The 16,047-nt window shown below is 69.6% G+C and carries 16 protein-coding genes and 1 pseudogene; 10 read left to right on the top strand and 7 right to left on the bottom strand.

The features are described 5' to 3' along the window. The first annotated feature begins 4 nt into the window (after positions 1 to 4). Positions 5 to 787, top strand: a complete 783-nt coding sequence (locus ABZ801_RS19550; RefSeq protein WP_360699429.1) for a hypothetical protein — start codon at positions 5 to 7, stop codon at positions 785 to 787. Positions 788 to 804: 17 nt separating this feature from the next. Here the strand turns inward: ABZ801_RS19550 and ABZ801_RS19545 are convergent, their stop codons facing one another. Then, positions 805 to 1,068 (bottom strand): GNAT family N-acetyltransferase, encoded by a 264-nt coding sequence (locus tag ABZ801_RS19545; protein WP_360699427.1) that lies wholly within the window; start codon positions 1,066 to 1,068, stop codon positions 805 to 807. Positions 1,069 to 1,231: 163 nt separating this feature from the next. Between ABZ801_RS19545 and ABZ801_RS19540 the strand changes: the two genes are divergently transcribed. Further along, positions 1,232 to 1,795, top strand: a complete 564-nt coding sequence (locus tag ABZ801_RS19540; protein ID WP_360699425.1) for a YciI family protein — start codon at positions 1,232 to 1,234, stop codon at positions 1,793 to 1,795. 224 nt (positions 1,796 to 2,019) lie between these two features. Here the strand turns inward: ABZ801_RS19540 and ABZ801_RS19535 are convergent, their stop codons facing one another. Then, on the bottom strand, positions 2,020 to 2,217 hold the full coding sequence (locus tag ABZ801_RS19535; protein ID WP_360699423.1) for a hypothetical protein: 198 nt from the start codon (positions 2,215 to 2,217) through the stop codon (positions 2,020 to 2,022). After that, positions 2,214 to 2,675 (bottom strand): ATP-binding protein, encoded by a 462-nt coding sequence (locus ABZ801_RS19530; RefSeq protein ID WP_344956504.1) that lies wholly within the window; start codon positions 2,673 to 2,675, stop codon positions 2,214 to 2,216. Before ABZ801_RS19530 ends, ABZ801_RS19535 begins: the two co-directional genes overlap by 4 nt. A 507-nt stretch (positions 2,676 to 3,182) precedes the next feature. On the opposite strand from ABZ801_RS19530, the gene ABZ801_RS19525 reads away from it, so the two are divergent. Continuing rightward, positions 3,183 to 4,046: a metallophosphoesterase gene (locus tag ABZ801_RS19525; RefSeq protein ID WP_360699421.1), complete on the top strand. Its 864-nt coding sequence runs from the start codon at positions 3,183 to 3,185 to the stop codon at positions 4,044 to 4,046. A 28-nt stretch (positions 4,047 to 4,074) separates the two neighbouring features. Continuing rightward, positions 4,075 to 4,146: pseudogene (locus tag ABZ801_RS19520) on the top strand (hypothetical protein); the annotation flags it as partial. A 180-nt stretch (positions 4,147 to 4,326) separates the two neighbouring features. On the opposite strand, the gene ABZ801_RS19515 reads toward ABZ801_RS19520, so the two are convergent. Continuing rightward, complete coding sequence (locus ABZ801_RS19515) at positions 4,327 to 4,944, bottom strand: TetR family transcriptional regulator (protein ID WP_360699419.1); 618 nt, start codon at positions 4,942 to 4,944, stop codon at positions 4,327 to 4,329. Positions 4,945 to 4,987: 43 nt separating this feature from the next. Here ABZ801_RS19515 and ABZ801_RS19510 point away from each other — a divergent pair, with 43 nt between their 5' ends. Further along, positions 4,988 to 6,004: an SDR family oxidoreductase gene (locus ABZ801_RS19510; protein ID WP_360699417.1), complete on the top strand. Its 1,017-nt coding sequence runs from the start codon at positions 4,988 to 4,990 to the stop codon at positions 6,002 to 6,004. Positions 6,005 to 6,423: 419 nt separating this feature from the next. After that, positions 6,424 to 7,788 carry a glutamate decarboxylase gene (locus ABZ801_RS19505; protein ID WP_360699415.1) on the top strand — a complete coding sequence of 455 codons (1,365 nt, stop codon included), beginning with the start codon at positions 6,424 to 6,426 and terminating at the stop codon, positions 7,786 to 7,788. Between the two features lie 115 nt (positions 7,789 to 7,903). Here ABZ801_RS19505 and ABZ801_RS19500 read toward each other — a convergent pair whose 3' ends face one another. Then, positions 7,904 to 9,001, bottom strand: a complete 1,098-nt coding sequence (locus ABZ801_RS19500; RefSeq protein WP_360699412.1) for a hypothetical protein — start codon at positions 8,999 to 9,001, stop codon at positions 7,904 to 7,906. Positions 9,002 to 9,294: 293 nt separating this feature from the next. Between ABZ801_RS19500 and ABZ801_RS19495 the strand changes: the two genes are divergently transcribed. Then, a complete protein-coding gene (locus tag ABZ801_RS19495; protein ID WP_360699410.1) occupies positions 9,295 to 9,987 on the top strand; it encodes a zinc-binding dehydrogenase in 693 nt (230 codons plus the stop codon). 333 nt (positions 9,988 to 10,320) lie between these two features. Beyond that, positions 10,321 to 10,809: a hypothetical protein gene (locus tag ABZ801_RS19490; RefSeq protein ID WP_360699408.1), complete on the top strand. Its 489-nt coding sequence runs from the start codon at positions 10,321 to 10,323 to the stop codon at positions 10,807 to 10,809. A gap of 157 nt (positions 10,810 to 10,966) precedes the next feature. Here ABZ801_RS19490 and ABZ801_RS19485 read toward each other — a convergent pair whose 3' ends face one another. Both ABZ801_RS19485 and ABZ801_RS19480 read right to left on the bottom strand, forming a co-directional pair. Next, positions 10,967 to 11,932 (bottom strand): hypothetical protein, encoded by a 966-nt coding sequence (locus ABZ801_RS19485; protein ID WP_360699406.1) that lies wholly within the window; start codon positions 11,930 to 11,932, stop codon positions 10,967 to 10,969. A 409-nt stretch (positions 11,933 to 12,341) separates the two neighbouring features. Continuing rightward, the gene (locus tag ABZ801_RS19480) at positions 12,342 to 13,631 is read right to left on the bottom strand and encodes an aspartyl protease family protein (RefSeq protein WP_360699404.1); all 1,290 of its coding nucleotides are present in this window, start codon (positions 13,629 to 13,631) and stop codon (positions 12,342 to 12,344) included. On the opposite strand from ABZ801_RS19480, the gene ABZ801_RS19475 reads away from it, so the two are divergent. Then, positions 13,623 to 13,934 (top strand): hypothetical protein, encoded by a 312-nt coding sequence (locus tag ABZ801_RS19475; protein WP_360699402.1) that lies wholly within the window; start codon positions 13,623 to 13,625, stop codon positions 13,932 to 13,934. The genes ABZ801_RS19480 and ABZ801_RS19475 overlap by 9 nt on opposite strands. Positions 13,935 to 14,380: 446 nt before the next feature. Further along, positions 14,381 to 15,901: a helix-turn-helix transcriptional regulator gene (locus tag ABZ801_RS19470; RefSeq protein ID WP_360699400.1), complete on the top strand. Its 1,521-nt coding sequence runs from the start codon at positions 14,381 to 14,383 to the stop codon at positions 15,899 to 15,901. Positions 15,902 to 16,047: the final 146 nt, after the last annotated feature.

Raw genomic sequence — 16,047 nt, 5'->3', positions numbered from 1 at the left:
CGCCATGCGCATCCGTTCGGCACTGACCAGCGTCGTCCTGACGGCGACTCTCGGCCTGGTCGCCGCCCCCGCCGCGCACCCGGCCACTGGTCCCGTCGGCGCGGCCGCCACCACGTGCGACTCAGGCGGCAGCATCACCATGGGCAAGTACTGGCTCAACAACAACCTGTGGGGCGCCGGCACCGGGTCGGGGACGCAGTGCGTCTCGGACTCCTACCAGTCGGGCACCACCATCGGCTGGAGCACCAACTGGAACTGGACGGGCCAGCAGAACTCGGTGAAGTCGTACGTCAGTTCCGTGCTGGGCTGGCACTGGGGCTGGAAGACGTCCGGCACCGGCCTGCCCGTGCAGCTGTCGGCGAACCGCAACGTCAACACCGGCTGGACCTTCCAGCCGAACGCGTCCGGCACCTACAACGTGGCCTACGACCTGTGGCTGCACACCATCCCCAACCCCGACTGGAGCAACAACCCCACCGACGAGGTCATGATCTGGCTGTACCGGGCGGGCGGCGCCGGCCCGCTGGGCAACAAGGTGGCGACCGTCTCCCTCGCGGGCGCCACCTGGGACCTCTACCAGGGCAACATCGGCTGGGAGGTGTACTCGTTCGTCCGCACCTCCAACACCACGTCCGCGAACTTCAACATCAGGGACTTCCTGAACCACCTGCGCTCCAGCCGGGGCCTCAGCTCATCGAAGTACCTCACCAGCGTCCAGGCGGGCACCGAGGTCTTCACCGGCGGCGGCCGCCTCGACACCGCCTCCTACTACACCAACGTCGGCTGATCGGCCCCGGCCCGTGGTCATAGTGGGGCGAGGGCCATGAGGATCTCGTCGCGGTCATCGCCGGGGGCCAGCCGGAGGGCGCCTTGGCGGCGGCCGATCTCCTTGTAGCCGAGCCGGCCGTAGAACTCTTCCAGCCCCATGCCGGATCGGGCGGCGAGATGGAGCTGTTCCAGGCCCATCTCGTCCCGGGCCACGTGGCGGGCGTGGCGCATGAGCGTGGCCCCGACACCGCGGCCACGGTAGGCGGGGTGGCGCATGTGGAGGGGGTCATGGCTGGTCACGGGGCGATTGTGTCAGCCGCCCCCGCCGCTGGAAGCCGCCGCCGCCACGCCCGCAAGGGCCTTGGACGTCGCGTGCGAAGTCACGACGGGCCGGGGTCGCCGCGGAGAGCGTGCAGGATGGCGGTCTCCAGGGCGGGCTCTCGTGGGTCTCCTCCGGGCGGTGATGAAGACTGTGCCGATGGAGTTCTTCTGCTACCACCGCGACCGGCCCGGCTCGATGGCGCTGCGCCACGAACTGCTGGAAGCGCATTGGGCCTACATGGACCGGTTCGACAAGGAGATGATCGCCCGCGGCCCGACCTTCGGCGGCGACGGCGCCACGCTCACCGGCAGCGTGCACATCGTCGACCTGCCGGATCCCGCCGCCGCCCGCGCGTTCGCCTTCGACGAGCCGTGCTACCAGGCCGGCGCGTACCGGGACGTGCTGCTGCGCCGGTGGCGCAACATGCTGGGACGCACGATGTGGGACTTTCCCGGCGGCCGGACCGGCGGCGACCGGTACCTGGTGCTCGGCCTCGGCTCGGGGGAGGCCGCCGACCTGGCGGTGCCGCCCGGCCGGGACGATCTGATCGCCTACGGGCCGCTGCTGTCCGACGACGGCACCACCTGGCTGGGCACGGCGGCGCTGGTCCGGGCACCGGACCCGGAGACGGCACGCGCCGTCCTGACCCCGGACCGGTACGCCGACATCGAGATCCACGCCTGGGAGTTCGGCGGGCGACGGTAACCCGGCCCCCTTGAGGGCAATCCTTGGAGGCTCACGCTGGGAGCGGCCCGCCACCACGATCACGGCTGGTCAGCGGCGGATCGACGGACGCCTCTCGGGCCTCGCCCGGCATGCCACCGCCGTCGGCTCCTCGCTCATCGCGGACGCCCTCCGTGGGAATGCCGCCCGGCGGCAGCGCTGGGGGATCGTGCCAGAGGACGAGTACGGCACCCGGCCCCAACTCATCACCGCCTGTCCAGCAGCCTGGACGTGACGGGGTACCGCTCGCGGACACGACGAGCGGCGGCCGAGGCCCCCGGATCCTCCAGCCCGTAGGCGGCGAGCACCTCCTGCCACATGCGGGCCTGCCGCCGCACGTAGCGGACGCGAGGCGCCATGACGATCCGGACCAGCCGGTCGAACACGGCAGGTCGACTGCTCACGGCGCCTTCAACTCCGCCCACACGACCTTCCCGCCGCCCTCCGCCGGGCACCACCCCCACTGCTCGCACAGGGCGCCGACGATGAACAGCCCCCGGCCGCCCTCGGAGTCGAAGTCGGGCAACTGTTCGTCCGGCGGCGCGTCACACCCGTCCCACACCTCGACGAGCAGGTGCCGGTACGCGTGCGACAGGCGCAGCCGGATGACACCGACCTCGATCAGCTTGGCGTACGGCACCGATCGCGGGCAGTCGGTGTAGTCGCGGTACGCCTGCGCGTCCAGAATTCCCGTCGCCTTCACGGCATTGGTGACCAGTTCCGTCACGACCAGATTGGCATTGGCCACCAATCCGCCCGCATGCCATTCAGTCAGGATCGCCTCGGTGTGCCGCCGTGCCCAATACGACGCGTTCGGCAGTGCGACCAGCGTGACTTGCCTCCGGTGCGGCCACTCGTTCATTGGCGCCATTCCCTGCGTGCGGGACGATTGATCGCAGGGCTGACGCGTGACCCGGGAGTCCAGGGGGACACTCGCCACCATGTCGGCCCTTCCGTATGAGGCGACCGGCAAGCCCCCTCCTGCCGGCGCCGTTCGCGTGTTCCTCGGGGCGGGGGGTGACCAGCGTGTGATCGGGCAATGGGCCGGACCACCCGACCTCTCCTTGATCGGCATTCCTTTCTGACATAACCGCGCGGACAGGCGCTGACCTGGCACCTAAACTGTGCGTGAGCGATCGATTCGGAAGGGTGATCGGCCCGCATGGACAGACGTGCAGCCATCCGTTTTTGCCGCTTTTGCGGCGGCCGCCTCGCCTCGGGACAACCCAGTGCGCAATTCGCCGACAAGTCCGGGCGGCGTGCATCATCCTGAACGAGTACCGGCCTGAACCGTCTCGCCTGATCTTCGGAATGCCGCAGGTGACGGGGCGGAGGCGGAGAGGGCGACGGAATCGGCGCGAGGGGATCTATGAAGATCGCGTTTTTCGGGGACGTGCACGGCTGCGTGCTGCATGCGCTCGGCGCGGCGGTCATGCTGCAAAGGCGCCGCGGGCTGCGGCTCGACGCCGTCGTCCAGGTGGGGGACCTGGGCGCCTTCCCCTCTCCGGACCGCATGGACGAGTCCAGCCGCAGGTTCGCCGAAAGCGACCCCGCCCAGGGCGACCTCCTCCGCCTGCTCGACCCGCCGCCGTCCCTCGCCGCCGCCGTCCGCCGGGCCCTCGAAGAGATCCCCGCGTTCCACTTCGTCAGCGGCAACCACGAGGACCACGACTGGCTCGCCGCCGTCCACGAGGCGGCCGGCGCCCCCGTGGTCGCGCCGATCGATCCGCTCGGCGCCTTCCGGCACGTCGCCTGCGGAAGCGTCGTCCAGGTCGCCGGACGGCGCATGGCCTTCCTCGGGCTGATCGAGAGCGAATCGATGGACTTCGACCCGGACGCCTACGCCGCGCTGCTGGCCGCCGAGCCCGGCAGCGTGGACGTGCTGGTCACCCACGACGGGCCCTATGCCATGTCCGAGTACCGCGGCGCCGTCCAAGGCTCCGCGAAAATGACCCGGCTCATCGAGCACCTGCAGCCGCGTCTGCACGTCAGCGGCCACTACCACCACGAGAACGGGCCCCGCCACTACGGCGCGACGACCTCCTACGCCCTGTCCCAGCTCGTCTACCCGAGGTTCGCCAGGGACGCCACCCCGCTCAACCCCGCCCAGCAGGTGATGCCGGGCAGCATCGGCCTGCTCGACACCGACACCTACGCCTTCGAATACATCCACGACCCGTGGCTGGCCGAGGTGAAGGGCCACCCGCTGAACCTCGCCGACCTCCTCACCTGAGGGGGAGGCCCAGGCGCTCAACGCTGTTGTGCTGTTCAACAGCCTCTACATCGACGCCGCCGTCAAGCAGTTGGCCGCCGACGGCTTCCCCGTCACCGACGAGCTGCTCGGCCGGCTGTCCCCGCTCCAGTACGACCACATCGACTTCCTCGGCCGCTACGCGTTCACCCGGCCGCTGGCGCCGGGCCTGCGGCGGCTACGCGACCCGTACAGCGACGACGAGACCGACAACGACGAGGACGGATGGCTGCGGGCCCCTTGCTCGGGGTGCCCACCGCATTCATGCCACGTTCTCCTGGCCTTGGAAGCTCGCGTCGTCGGTCGCGGCGGCGTGTTCGGCCGGTGCGGTGAGGTGCCTGGTGGCGTGCAGGGTTTCCCGAATGTGTCGGGCGAGGGTGTGCTGGTCGGGGTCGTCGATCCAGCGTTCGAAGGCGACCTTGAAGGCGGCGATCCCGATTTCGGCCGCGAGTGCCGCGGTGGTGGCCTCCAGACCCCGTTCCCGGAGCGCGTGGGCGAGGGTGGAGACGAGTGAGGCCTGTTTGGCCAGTTCGCGTTCCTGCAGTTCGGGATTGGCGGCGATGACGGCTTGGCGCTGCCGTACCAGTTCTGCGCGTTCTTCGAAGACGGGAGCGGCTTCGGTGAGGGCGTGTGTGATCACCTCCAGTGGCGCCAGAGGGTCGGCGGCGGTGGCCGTGGCGTGCGCGAGGACGTCGGCCAGGGCGTTGGTCTGGAAGAGGACTTCCCGTTTGTCGGCGAAGTGCCGGTAGAAGGTGCGTTCGGTGACCCCGGCCCGGGCGGCGATCTCCGCCACGGTGGTGGCGTCGAAGCCCTTGTCGTTGTAGAGCTCCATCGCCGCCTTCTCCAGGCGGCCTCGTGCGTCGGGTTTCCATCGGCCCATGCTCCGATCCTACACAGCGATGACAGATTCTGACATCAGAGTGATGACAGAGGCTGACATGGGCGCTATAGTGATGTCACGAACTGACATCACGGCTCTTCGCCCCTGGTGGGGAGCCCGCAGCAAAGGCAACACCATGCGCGTATTCGTCACCGGAGCCTCCGGACATCTCGGCTCCGCCGTCGTCCCCGAGCTCCTCGAAGCGGGACACCAGGTCGTCGGGCTGGCACGCTCGGACAAGTCCGCCGCCGCGTTGACGGCTGCCGGCGCCCAGGTGCACCGAGGTGACATCGATGGTCTCGACGGCCTCGCCGCGGCCGCCGCTGCGGCTGACGGGGTCATCCACCTGGCCTTCAAGCACGACGCCATGTTCGCCGGCGACTTCGACGGCGCGGTCGCAGCGGATCTGCGCGCCATCGACACGCTCGGGAACGCGCTCGCCGGCACCGGCAAGCCTTTGGTGGCCACGTCGGGAACCGCGCTGTTCGCCTTCGCGGGACTGCAGGGCTTGCTCACCGAGGCCGACGTGCTCGACGCAGGACCGCGGATCGAGGCCGAGAACGCGGTGGTCGCACTTGCCGAGCGCGGCATCCGGTCGTCCGTCGTCCGGCTCCCTCCGACCGTGCACAGCTCTCTCGACCACCACGGCTTCATCCCGACCTTCATCTCCATCGCCCGCTCCAAGGGCGTCTCGGCTTACGTCGGCGACGGGGCCAACCGCTGGCCCGCCGTGCACACGCTCGACGCGGCACGCCTGTACCGGCTGGCGCTGGAATCCGCCCCGGCCGGGTCACGGCTGCACGCCGTCGACGATGAAGGGATCACCTTCCGCCAGATCGCCGAGGGCATCGGCCGCGGGCTGAACCTGCCCGTGGTCAGCATCGCGCCGACCGAGGCCGAGGCCCACTTCGGCTTCCTGAGCGCCCACGCCCAGGCCGACAACCCGTCCTCAAGCAAGCTGACCCGCGACCTCCTGGGCTGGACGCCTGTCCAGCCCGGTCTCGTCGACGACCTCGGCCAGGGCCACTACTTCGACACCGGCGCCACCGCCGCGGGCTGAGCCCGCCCCCTTCTCCATCCCGGTCGTTCCCCGCGCCCATCCACACGGCTCGGTGGAACCGGCCCGAACGACCAACCATCCCCCTGCACGACCGGCCGGCCCGGCTGGACGACCTCGCGATCAAACGTCCCCGGCGGACGCCTTTCCCTTGACGGGCGAGGCGTCCATCGGGTGAAACGGCGAAATCGCGGTATGGGTAGGCCACACGAGCCATCGTCGCCATACCGGCATATAAGGTCATTAAGGCGTGTACGTGGATATCGTGGAATTGGCGGGTAGAAAAAATTTCCTGGGCGAGGGTGTCCCTTCCGCCATATGTGACTGAGGTTCGGGTGCGGACGTATTGCCGTTGCGTTCATGGCGTCGTACCGGACGCCGGAGAGAGGATTTCCCCGCCCCTCATCGCAAAGGAGACGCCTGTGCTGCGTAAAGTGGACGCCGACCGCTGGAACGAGGCCCTGGACGTCAACCCCCTCTACCACGACATCGTCCCCGAGGGCGGCGTCCCCCGCCTGCACCTGCCGGCCCGCCCGATGACGGCCGACGCGGCCGCCGCCCTCATCCGCGACGAGCTCATCATGGACGGCAACGCCCGGCTCAACCTGGCGACGTTCTGCACGACCTGGATGGAGCCGCAGGCGCGCGACCTCATCGCCGAGACGCTCGACCGCAACCTCATCGACCACGACCAGTACCCCCGGACGGCCGAGCTCGAGCGCCGCTGCGTCAACATGCTCGACAATCTCTGGAACGACCCCGACGGCCAGGGCGTGGGCTGTTCCACCGCCGGGTCCAGCGAGGCCGCGATGCTCGGCGGGCTGGCGATGAAGTTCCGGTGGCGGGAACGGATGCGCGCTGCCGGCGGGCCCGCCGAGCGGCCCAACCTGGTGATGGGGAGCGCCGTCCACACCTGCTGGCCCAAGTTCTGCCAGTACTGGGACGTCGAGCCCCGTTACATGCCGATCCAGGAGCCGGCGTTCACTCTTGACCCGTCCCGCGTGGCCGACTACTGCGACGAGAACACCATCGGGGTGGTCGGCGTGCTCGGATCGACCCAGGTCGGCAGGTACGACCCGATCGACGAGCTGGCCGCCGAGCTGGACCGCCTGCACGCCGAACGCGGCATCGACGTTCCCCTGCACGTGGACGCGGCCGTGGGCGGATTCATCACGCCCTTCCTGGAACCCGACCGCGTCTGGGACTTCCGGCTGCGGAGGGTCCAGTCGATCAACGCCTCGGGCCACAAGTTCGGGCTGGTGTTCCCCGGGGTCGGCTGGATCATCTGGCAGGAGCGTGCGGCCCTGCCCCAGGACATGGTCCTGGAGTGCGACCTGCTGGGCGGCGACATCGACACCTTCACCCTGAACTTCTCCCGGTCCGGGGCGCCGGTCGTGGCGCAGTACTACAACTTCCTGCGCCTGGGGTTCGACGGCTACCGCGCCGTCCAGCAGACCTGCCAGGACGTGGCCGTCTACCTGGCCGGACGGATCGCGGAGATCCCCAGCCTGGAGGTCGTCTCCGACGGGACGCACCTGCCGGTGCTGACGGTCCGGGTCCGTCCCGGCCACGAGCCCCTCACGGTGCGGGACATCTCCGAACGGCTCCGCCTGCACGGCTGGCAGGTCCCCACCTACCAGCTGCCGCCCGACCTGGAGCACGTGGAGGTGATGCGGCTGGTCATCCGCAACGGCTTCAGCCAGGACATCGCCTCCCTCCTGGCCGAGCACCTCCACCAGGAGGTCGCCCACCTCCAGAGCCGCCAGACCGTCTCGGCGAACGTCTGACGACCTGCGGTGCCGGGATGGCGGTGAACGGGACGCATCACGCGTGCACCGCCGTCCACGGTCCCTTGCCATGAGTCCCACCGGCCGGGGCCGGGACGCGGGCCGCCGTGCGGAGTCAGCGCTCGTCGGCGAGCCGCCACAGCTGCAGGCTGGTCCGATCCGCGGAGACGGTGTACCAGGTGCCGTTGTCCGCCGTGCGGGGACGACCGGAGACGGGGAAGGGGTAGGAGATCTCGCCGCGCAGCGTCATCCCGCGCACGTCGACGAGCCAGTGGCGGGCCGTGCCGTACGGGGCGTCGCACTCGGAGGTTCCGGCGACGACGGTGTCCTCGTCCACGAAGGCCGCCTCGTAGTCCCAGTACACGCGGTCGCCGCCGGTGTTGCCCGGGTGCGGCGGCACCGTTCCCTCGGCGTCCAGTTCACGCAGGACGGAGCCGTCCTCCACCCGGTGCAGCGAGAGCGTCCACTGCCCGACGTCAACCGTCAGCAGGTCCCGGCCGGACGGGCTCACCGCCAGCAGGATCAGCTCGGTGTCGACCTGCTCGGCGGTCAGCCGTCGCCCGTCCCAGCGTCCCCACAGCACGGGCGAGCCCTCCTCGCCCTCGCCGACGCTCAGTCCCATCTGCGCGGGGTCGGGGTGCGGGACGTGCTCGGACCCGGAGGCCACGGTCATGGTGTCCGCGCGTCCCAGGACCGTGCCGTCGGCGGCGTCCAGGACGAGCCACAGTTCCTGGTCGTCGCCCTGCTCCCCGTCGTCACCCAGCGGGCCGCGGACGTGCGCCCAGACCAGCTTGCCGTCCGCGGAGACGGCGGCCGATCCGCTGTCGGCGTACTGGTGGTCCTCGTCGTCGGCGAGTCCGGCGAACGACGTGTGCATCGCGGAGCACCCGGCCTCCCAGCAGGCGTGCCGCACCTCCCACCGCGTCGCCCCGGTCGCGTCCACGGCACGCACCGCGTGCACGCCCGCGAACACCGCCGCGTCGCCCTCCGGCGACACCGCCACCGACCCGAAGCGGCGCGGCCAGGGAGCCGGGAAGCGCGCCTCCGCCGGCGGTTCGCCCGCCTCGGCCCCGTTCAAATCCAGGACCACCAGCTCGGTGTCGCCGCGCTGCACGAGCAGCCTGCGTCCGGGCCAGTGGAGCACCTGGGGTGCGTCCGCGGACGCCGGATCCAGCGGTGCGGCGACGGTGGCGACGAGACGAGCGACGGTCAACGAAAGCTCCGGGGGAGTGGGACGAGGCAACGATTCGGACGAGCGACATCCGGGGCGCCGAGCCGTCGACCGTGCCGTGTCCCGGACGCGGCCGGACGCTGGTTCGCGTCCCTCCTGATGCGAGACCCGGCCGGGCGGCCGCTGCCCGCCACGGACGATACCGCCCGCCGCGAAGCTCACCGCCGCCCCGGTCCGCGCCGGAACACCTGCCGCGACCAGGACGGCGAGCGTGGGCTCACTCCTCGCCGGAGAACCGCTCCCACGCCGACTGGCGGGAGACGCCCAACGCCGAGATGCACGCGGTCGACGAGCGGATCGTCGCGCGCAAGCCGCGAAGTCTCACCTTCGCCGAGGCGGCGGCCATGCCGCTGACCACGATCACGGCCTGGGAGACCCTCTTCGAGCATTTCCGTCTCACCACCGAGTCCACCGGGGCCCTGCTCGTGCTCGGCGGCGCCGGCGGCGTGGGGTCGATGACGATCCAGCTCGCCAAGCGGCTGACCGGCGTCACGGTGCTGGCCTCGGCGAGCAGGCCGGAGTCCACCGCGTGGGTGCGCACGCTCGGCGCCGACCACGTCGTCGACCATCGCGATCTGGCCGCCGGGACGAGGGTCGCGGCGCCCGGGGGCATCGACTTCCTGCTGAGCCCGCACACGCGCGGCAACATCGAGGTCTACGCCGAGATCATGCGTCCGTTCGGCCACATCACCGCCATCGACGAGCCGGAAGGGCTGGAGCTGCTGCCGTTGAAGTCCAAGAGCGTCACCTGGCACTGGGAGTTCATGTTCACCCGCCCGCTCCATCAGACCCCCGACATGATCGAGCAGAAGCGCCTGCTGGAGCGGGCCGCGGCGCTGGTCGACGACGCGCGGATCCGGACCACGCTCACCACCACCCATGACGACTTCTCCGCGGCGGGCATCCGCGAGGCGCACCGGCTGGTCGAGTCCGGCCGGATGATCGGCAAGGTCGTCGTCACCCGCTGAGCGGGACGCGAGGGCACCACCGGGCACCGCCAAGCCCATGAACATGTCCGTCGGGCTTCGCCATCATCGTCGTCGTTGCGGTGACGCGGCATGGGGGCCGCAGTAAACCCCGGGCCGAGAGCGAGTTCCGGCGGATTGTCGTCCTGGTTGACTCGCAGGTCCGGACAACGCCGATTTCGTCGTCCTCGCCGACCCCGACGGAACCGCTTCTGCGTCATCGACACCGCCGAACCTGGTCGTCCTTCCGCTTCACACGACCATCAGGACGGCTGGCGGCCGAGCGGCGACACGCCCAGGCGGCGGGCGGGGATGCGCCGACATACGCTGGTGTCCGTGACGGAGTCGCAGGCCACGGGCTATGACTGTCTGTCGTCCCGCCCGGTTCCGCAGTCCGAGTTGCGGACGTTCCTGCTGGACTGCTTCGCGATCGCCGAGGATGAGCTGTTCGTCGGCCATGCCGACCGCACCGACGACGAACTGCGGGCCTACCCGCCGGATGCGGCGTTCGCCGCGTTCTGCACCTACGACCACCAGGTGTCCGGCCACTTCGCGATGAGCCTCAGCGTCGGCATCGAGGGCCGCCTGGCCGATCAGGTCGGCCGCCGGGAGTTCGCCGAACGGTTCGCTGCGCGCTTCGACGCCTACGTGTTGTACGGCGACACCGAACCACCGGGACTGTGGACGGTCATCCTGCCGGACGGCAGCCGTCTTCGAGCCGCGCTGGAGGGGGACGACGACCGCTGTGTGCTGTATGCGGCCACGGCACCGGTCCCCGGCCTGCCCCAGGTTCGCGTGGACGAGGGACTGTGGCAGATCCGATGAACTCCACAGGCTCGTTCGAGCCGCCGCCTACCGCCCCGTGTGGGCGAGTGCGCGTCCAGGCGGTTGTGGCGACGGGTCGTTGCTGACAGAGGGCGATGGCATAACCGGTCGTCGGCCGGGGTGTTCGCCCAGGTTACGGCCGAGGTCGTCCGGGAGGTCAGTCGAACTGGCTGACCACGGCGGCGAGCCCGCACGGCTCGTGCAGGAAGAGGAACAGGACGCCATGGTCCTGCCCGATGGTGTCACCGCCGGCCACGGCGCCGACGTAGTTCATGAGCCTTCCGCAGGCGGGACAGTCCGGAAAGTCGGGGTCTTGGATCCAGCCCGGACGTCCGCCGAGCGTGGACCCGCCTGCGCAGTCGTGTCCCTCGTATCCGCCGGGCCGTTCCTCTCCCGGCACGAGACGTACGGCGGGCGGATCTTCGGGTGTCGGCTTCCGTTCCTTCAGGTAAGGGGGCTGGGTGGTGTACGCGGACCAGGTCGCGCCGCCGTCCGGGCTCACCTGCGTGTAGACGGTGGTGTAGGTGGAGCACACGAAGCAGGTGAGGATCCGCAGCCGTCCCCGCCAGCCGGTGTGGGCCAGGGCGGTGACGAATCGCGGGTCGGCGGTGTCGCCGTCGAGTGCGGTCCACAGCGCGGCGGTGCACCACGGGCACCTCTCCTCGGCGGGTGCGCTACCGGCAGGCGACGGGCCGGGCACCTCGGGCACCAGGCGGTACGCGACGTTCCCGCAGATCTCCCGCCGACGTCCGCGATCATCGAAGTCCCAGCCGTACCGGCGCAGGAATCGAGCGAGGGCGTCCGCGTCCATGCCGGACGGCGGTCGTTCCAGCCAGCCGCGGAATGCGGCTTCCACGACCGGACCGCGGGTCGCCGTGAGGATCGCCACGAGGTCCTGCTCGGAGTCTTCGCCCGACTCGACCCGCCGCACGGCTTCGCGCTGGAAGGCTTCGTCCGCTTCGCCGAACAGCTTCACGGGGATGTACACCTCCGCATCGATCAGCCGCAGGAGGTGCGGGCGCAGCCGCCGCAGCAGGGCCGGATCGTCGTCGACCTGCTCCTCCAGTTCGAAGGCCGCATCGTCGTCGCCGGTCAGGATCCGGTCGACAAGTTCAGTGATCACGACCGGATGCTACTGAGTGCGGCCGTGGCGGGCCCGCCGCCCTGCTCGACCAGCAACTCGCCGGGCTCCGTCCGCGCATGGCTGCTGCCGAGCCCGGGACACTGCCCTGCGCTGCGCCGGGCAACCGGGGGTAAGGGCGTCCGGTTCACCCTTACCCCCGCGACCCTACGAGCCGGCACGCGAAAGTGCGCGCGCCGGGGAACGCGGATCAGTGCACGCGAAGAGGAGAATCAGGCGTCAGATCACACACCCCCGAGGACGATCTCGGCCTGCCCGCGGGGCGGGTGGCTAGCTGGACAGGAGGGGGCGGGCGAGGTGGAAGGGTCTCGGTGAGGTGCGGTTTCAGCGTCCTGGCCTTCGAATACGGCTGCTCCGGGGAACTCCTATGACGCCCCTGCGCTGACGGCGATCAGGTGGCCTTGCCGCGGGCGATGTAGAGCTTCATGTCGGTGAAGTCGACAGTGATGTTGTAGGGCTTGAAAAAGCTGTGGAAGAAGCTGGCCACCACGTCGAACCCGTACTCGGCGACCGGCGTGTTCGGGTTCGCGACGCAGTAGATCTCCTTGGCGGCGGCGTCGCCGACGCGGATCTCCTCCGGGTAGCAGGGGTAGACGACGGTCGGGTGGCTGTGGGCAGCGGTCTCGAGCGGGCGGTCGTAGTCGGTGCGGACCCCGAACTGCTTGGCCCATTGCTCGGGTATGCCCGCGGCGCACTCGCTGGTCCCGCCGAAGTTCACGCCCACCACCCGGGTGCCGGAGCCTCCGATGCTGCCCCTGCTGTGCAGATACTGCTCGCGGGCCAGCCACAGCGGCAGGGGTTGCGCGCCCGCCCGTATGGCGTCGGCGTGTGCCTTCCTGGCCGTTTCGGGGGTCCGGCGGCGCAGGATCAGCGATTTGCCCGCGTAGTCGAAGGTGGTCAGCAAGTGTTGGAAGACCCACCCGCCGATGAGGCCGTCGCCTTGCATTTCCTGGTCCGTCTCCCTCCACTCCACGGGGATGTTGCGCAGTTCGATGCCGCCCAGCTTGAAGGAGTCCAGCACCCCGAAGTACATCCATGCGGTGCCGTTCAGGTAATCGATCTTCTGGCTGGCGACGGGGCTCAGCCCGGCTTCCTTGGCCACTTGTGCGGTCATGTTCAGCCACGGGGCGCCGGTGTAGAACGAGAAGAGCTTCGGCGGCCCGCCGTTGACCGAGACCTCCACCAGCGGCCACGGATCCATCTGCTTCCATGGCAGTTCCGCGATGTCGCCGTGGATCTGGTACGGCTCGCCGCGGACCGCCGAGAACCATTTGGCGCGGGTTTCGCTGCCGGCCGCTTGCCAGCATGGTACGGAGAGGGAGAGTTTGTCCTGCCGCATGTAGCAGTCGCCCAGGAGGTTGTTGGTTTCCTTGTCGTCGGGCGCCAGCCGGCGGGCCATCGTGAGGTACTTCTCGGCTTCGGGGAACTTGTTGGCCAGTAGCCCGACATAGCCGCGCCGGCGGGCCGCGTGCAGGTTCGTGGGGTCTGTTTTCAGGATCTCCTCATACGCGCGGCCGGCCTGTTCGAACTCGCCGGCCTTGAACAGCGCGTCCGCGTCACCGCCGCCGCCGGCGTGCGCCGTGGCCGCCTTGCCCAGCAGCGGCGCGGTCGCGGCGGCACCGGCCACCACGGCGGCGCCCCGGAGCAGCGAACGCCGGTCCCATTCTCCGTCATGAGCCACGGCCTTCTCCTTTGCGTGATCACCTTCCGAAGCCGGGGCACCATGCCCTCGGCCCGGACCGCTGCGGTCCATGCCTCACTGAAGACAGAAGATCGTTGCGGTGGCGTATGCGTTTTTCGATACGCCCGCGATACACCCGACCCCATCAAGGAACTGGCGCACGCCGACAGTGCGATGGTCCCGCCGCCGCTGACCGCGACAGCCCGGCAACCGCAGGTGCTGGACGGCTCGCCGGTGAACATCGCACCGCCGCGCATCCAGTACGAGTTCGCCGCCACGCCCGCCCATCCGCCTGGACCGTGAACGCCTGGGACCCGCGGCGGCGAAACGCGCATCCACCGGAAAGGTGCAGACAGGTCTGCCCAAGCGGATGGCGGAGCCGGTCACAGAACCGTTGCCGTTGGAGTCCCCGAATGAGTCGACGGGCCGCGGACCGCCTGCTCCTTCAGATCCTGGCCATGGTTGCTGCGTTGGAGGTCGACCTGAGGCGCCTGCGCATCCGCGAGGGCATGGCTCTGGCCGAGCGCGTGGTGATCAACCCGCCTACCAGGAGCTTCGCTGCGTCACGGGCCGAGCGGGCAACCCGCGCTCGTGCTGTGATCAGACGGCATCCGCCACGGGGTGAAAAGAGTTCACTGATCCGCCCTCGCGTTGATCACCATGCGTTCCATGTATAACCGCGCGGACAGGCGCTGACCTGGTGCCTAAACTGTGCGTGAGCGATCGAGTCGGAAGGGTGATCGACGCGCATGGACAGACGAGCAGCCATCCGCTTTTGCCGCCTTTGCGGCGGCCGCCTGGCCCGGGACAACCCCAATGAGGAGTGCGCGCCCTGCCAGGCCAGAAACCGTGATCGATTCCTGGCCCCGCCGAGCGTTCCTCCGGACTTCTGGCAGGCCGAACCGCTCCGGTCGGCGCTGGACGACTGGCACATCGGCCGGGCCATCCGCGCCTACCGGCACCACTCGTTCCACGGACACAAGCCGCTGTCACAGGAACTCGTCGGGCACTGGCTGGGAATGACCCAGGCGCAGCTCAGCCGTGTCGAAAGCGGCCCGCCCATCACCGATCTTGATCGGCTCGTCCCCTGGGCTCGCGCCCTTCGTATTCCGCCCGACCTGCTGTGGTTCAAGCTGCCCGAAAACCGTGGGCGGACGGCGGTCGAAATAGGACGCCCTCCCCGGAAGCCGGACGTCGTGGGTACCGTGGATCTCGATTCCACTCCCGACGTCGGGGAGAACGATGTGAAACGCCGCGTCGCACTCCAACTGCTCGCCTACCTCGGCATAGGCGCGGGAACGCTCGGCACCGAGTCATTCCGTCATCTGCTGGATCTGTTCCTCACGGCCGAACCCCGCGACCTCAACGACTGGCATCTCGCCTGTGACGATCACTATCACGCGCTGCGCACCCGGCCCCCTGCGCAAGTGCGGGAAGACGTGCTGATCGATCTGGTGATGCTCAAGCGCCAACTCGAAGAGGCCGACACCGGCTCTCTCACCGAACTGAAACGAGTCGAGGCCGCGCTCGCGACGCTGCACGCCAACGTGCTGACCCGCCTCGGCGATCACGGGACCGCCATCCGCTGGTGGCGCACCGCCAAACGGGCCGCCGACGTCACGGGTGATCTGGAACTGAGACTCGCCGTACGCGCCACCGAAGCAGGTCACGCCCGGCATGGCCAGCGCTCTCCCCAAGCCGTGCTGCGGCTGTCGCAAGACGCCATGCGGCTCGCAGGCGAGCACCCGTCCTTCGGCAGGGCGCTGGTGGCGTGCTCGGAGGCGAAGGCCCTCGGCGCGGTCGGACGACACGCGGAAGCCCAGCGATCGCTGCGGACCTGTGAAGATCTCTTCGCGTCCGCGGGAAGGCCGCCCGACGTCATGCCGACTTACTGGACGTCTGCGTACCTTGAGTTCGCCGAGCTCGTGGTCCACGCGGGCGCGGGAAACGAGGCACAGCTCGGGACGGCCATCGATCAGTACGCGACGGTCTATCTCAGCCGCACGCTGGATCACCACTATGTGGCTCAAGCCCAGCTCCACATGGCGCTGTGCGCCGTCGTGAACGGCGGGATCGATGCGGGGGCGAAGAAGGCCGCAGCGGTGCTCGACGCCGTTCCCGTGGCCTCCCGGAACAACATCCTCACCGAAACCGGTCACGTGGTGCTGCGCGCCGTTCCATTCGACAAGCTGGAGCGTCCCGCCGTCCGGGAGTTCCGCGACGTCCTGGTCAAGACCGCCCCGCCGAAGCCACTGGCGTCCCACGCCTGATGGCCGGATGGAGGCGCTTCAAGGCCCGCACCCGGAGAAACGGAGGATCCGCTCACGATGAACGATGCCCCCTTGGTCAACCCGCGCGACCGCTTTCCGCTCGGGCTTCCCGGGCATGTCGTACCCGTCAGTTCCGAGCCGCCTTC

This window comes from Actinomadura sp. NPDC047616 (genome assembly GCF_040642915.1).
Lineage (GTDB): Bacteria > Actinomycetota > Actinomycetes > Streptosporangiales > Streptosporangiaceae > Spirillospora > Spirillospora miaoliensis.
The sequence above is the reverse complement of the archived record's forward strand: the minus strand, read 5'-3'. Positions and strand labels throughout refer to the sequence as shown.

What these genes read in the sequence shown, in the direction of transcription:
- ABZ801_RS19550 (WP_360699429.1), top strand. Translation starts at nt 5, where the DNA reads ATGCGCATCCGTTCGGCACTGACCAGCGTCGTCCTGACGGCGACTCTC.
- ABZ801_RS19540 (WP_360699425.1), top strand. Translation starts at nt 1,232, where the DNA reads ATGAAGACTGTGCCGATGGAGTTCTTCTGCTACCACCGCGACCGGCCC.
- ABZ801_RS19530 (WP_344956504.1), bottom strand. Translation starts at nt 2,675, where the DNA reads ATGAACGAGTGGCCGCACCGGAGGCAAGTCACGCTGGTCGCACTGCCG.
- ABZ801_RS19525 (WP_360699421.1), top strand. Translation starts at nt 3,183, where the DNA reads ATGAAGATCGCGTTTTTCGGGGACGTGCACGGCTGCGTGCTGCATGCG.
- ABZ801_RS19515 (WP_360699419.1), bottom strand. Translation starts at nt 4,944, where the DNA reads ATGGGCCGATGGAAACCCGACGCACGAGGCCGCCTGGAGAAGGCGGCG.
- ABZ801_RS19510 (WP_360699417.1), top strand. Translation starts at nt 4,988, where the DNA reads ATGACAGAGGCTGACATGGGCGCTATAGTGATGTCACGAACTGACATC.
- ABZ801_RS19495 (WP_360699410.1), top strand. Translation starts at nt 9,295, where the DNA reads ATGCACGCGGTCGACGAGCGGATCGTCGCGCGCAAGCCGCGAAGTCTC.
- ABZ801_RS19475 (WP_360699402.1), top strand. Translation starts at nt 13,623, where the DNA reads ATGAGCCACGGCCTTCTCCTTTGCGTGATCACCTTCCGAAGCCGGGGC.
- ABZ801_RS19470 (WP_360699400.1), top strand. Translation starts at nt 14,381, where the DNA reads ATGGACAGACGAGCAGCCATCCGCTTTTGCCGCCTTTGCGGCGGCCGC.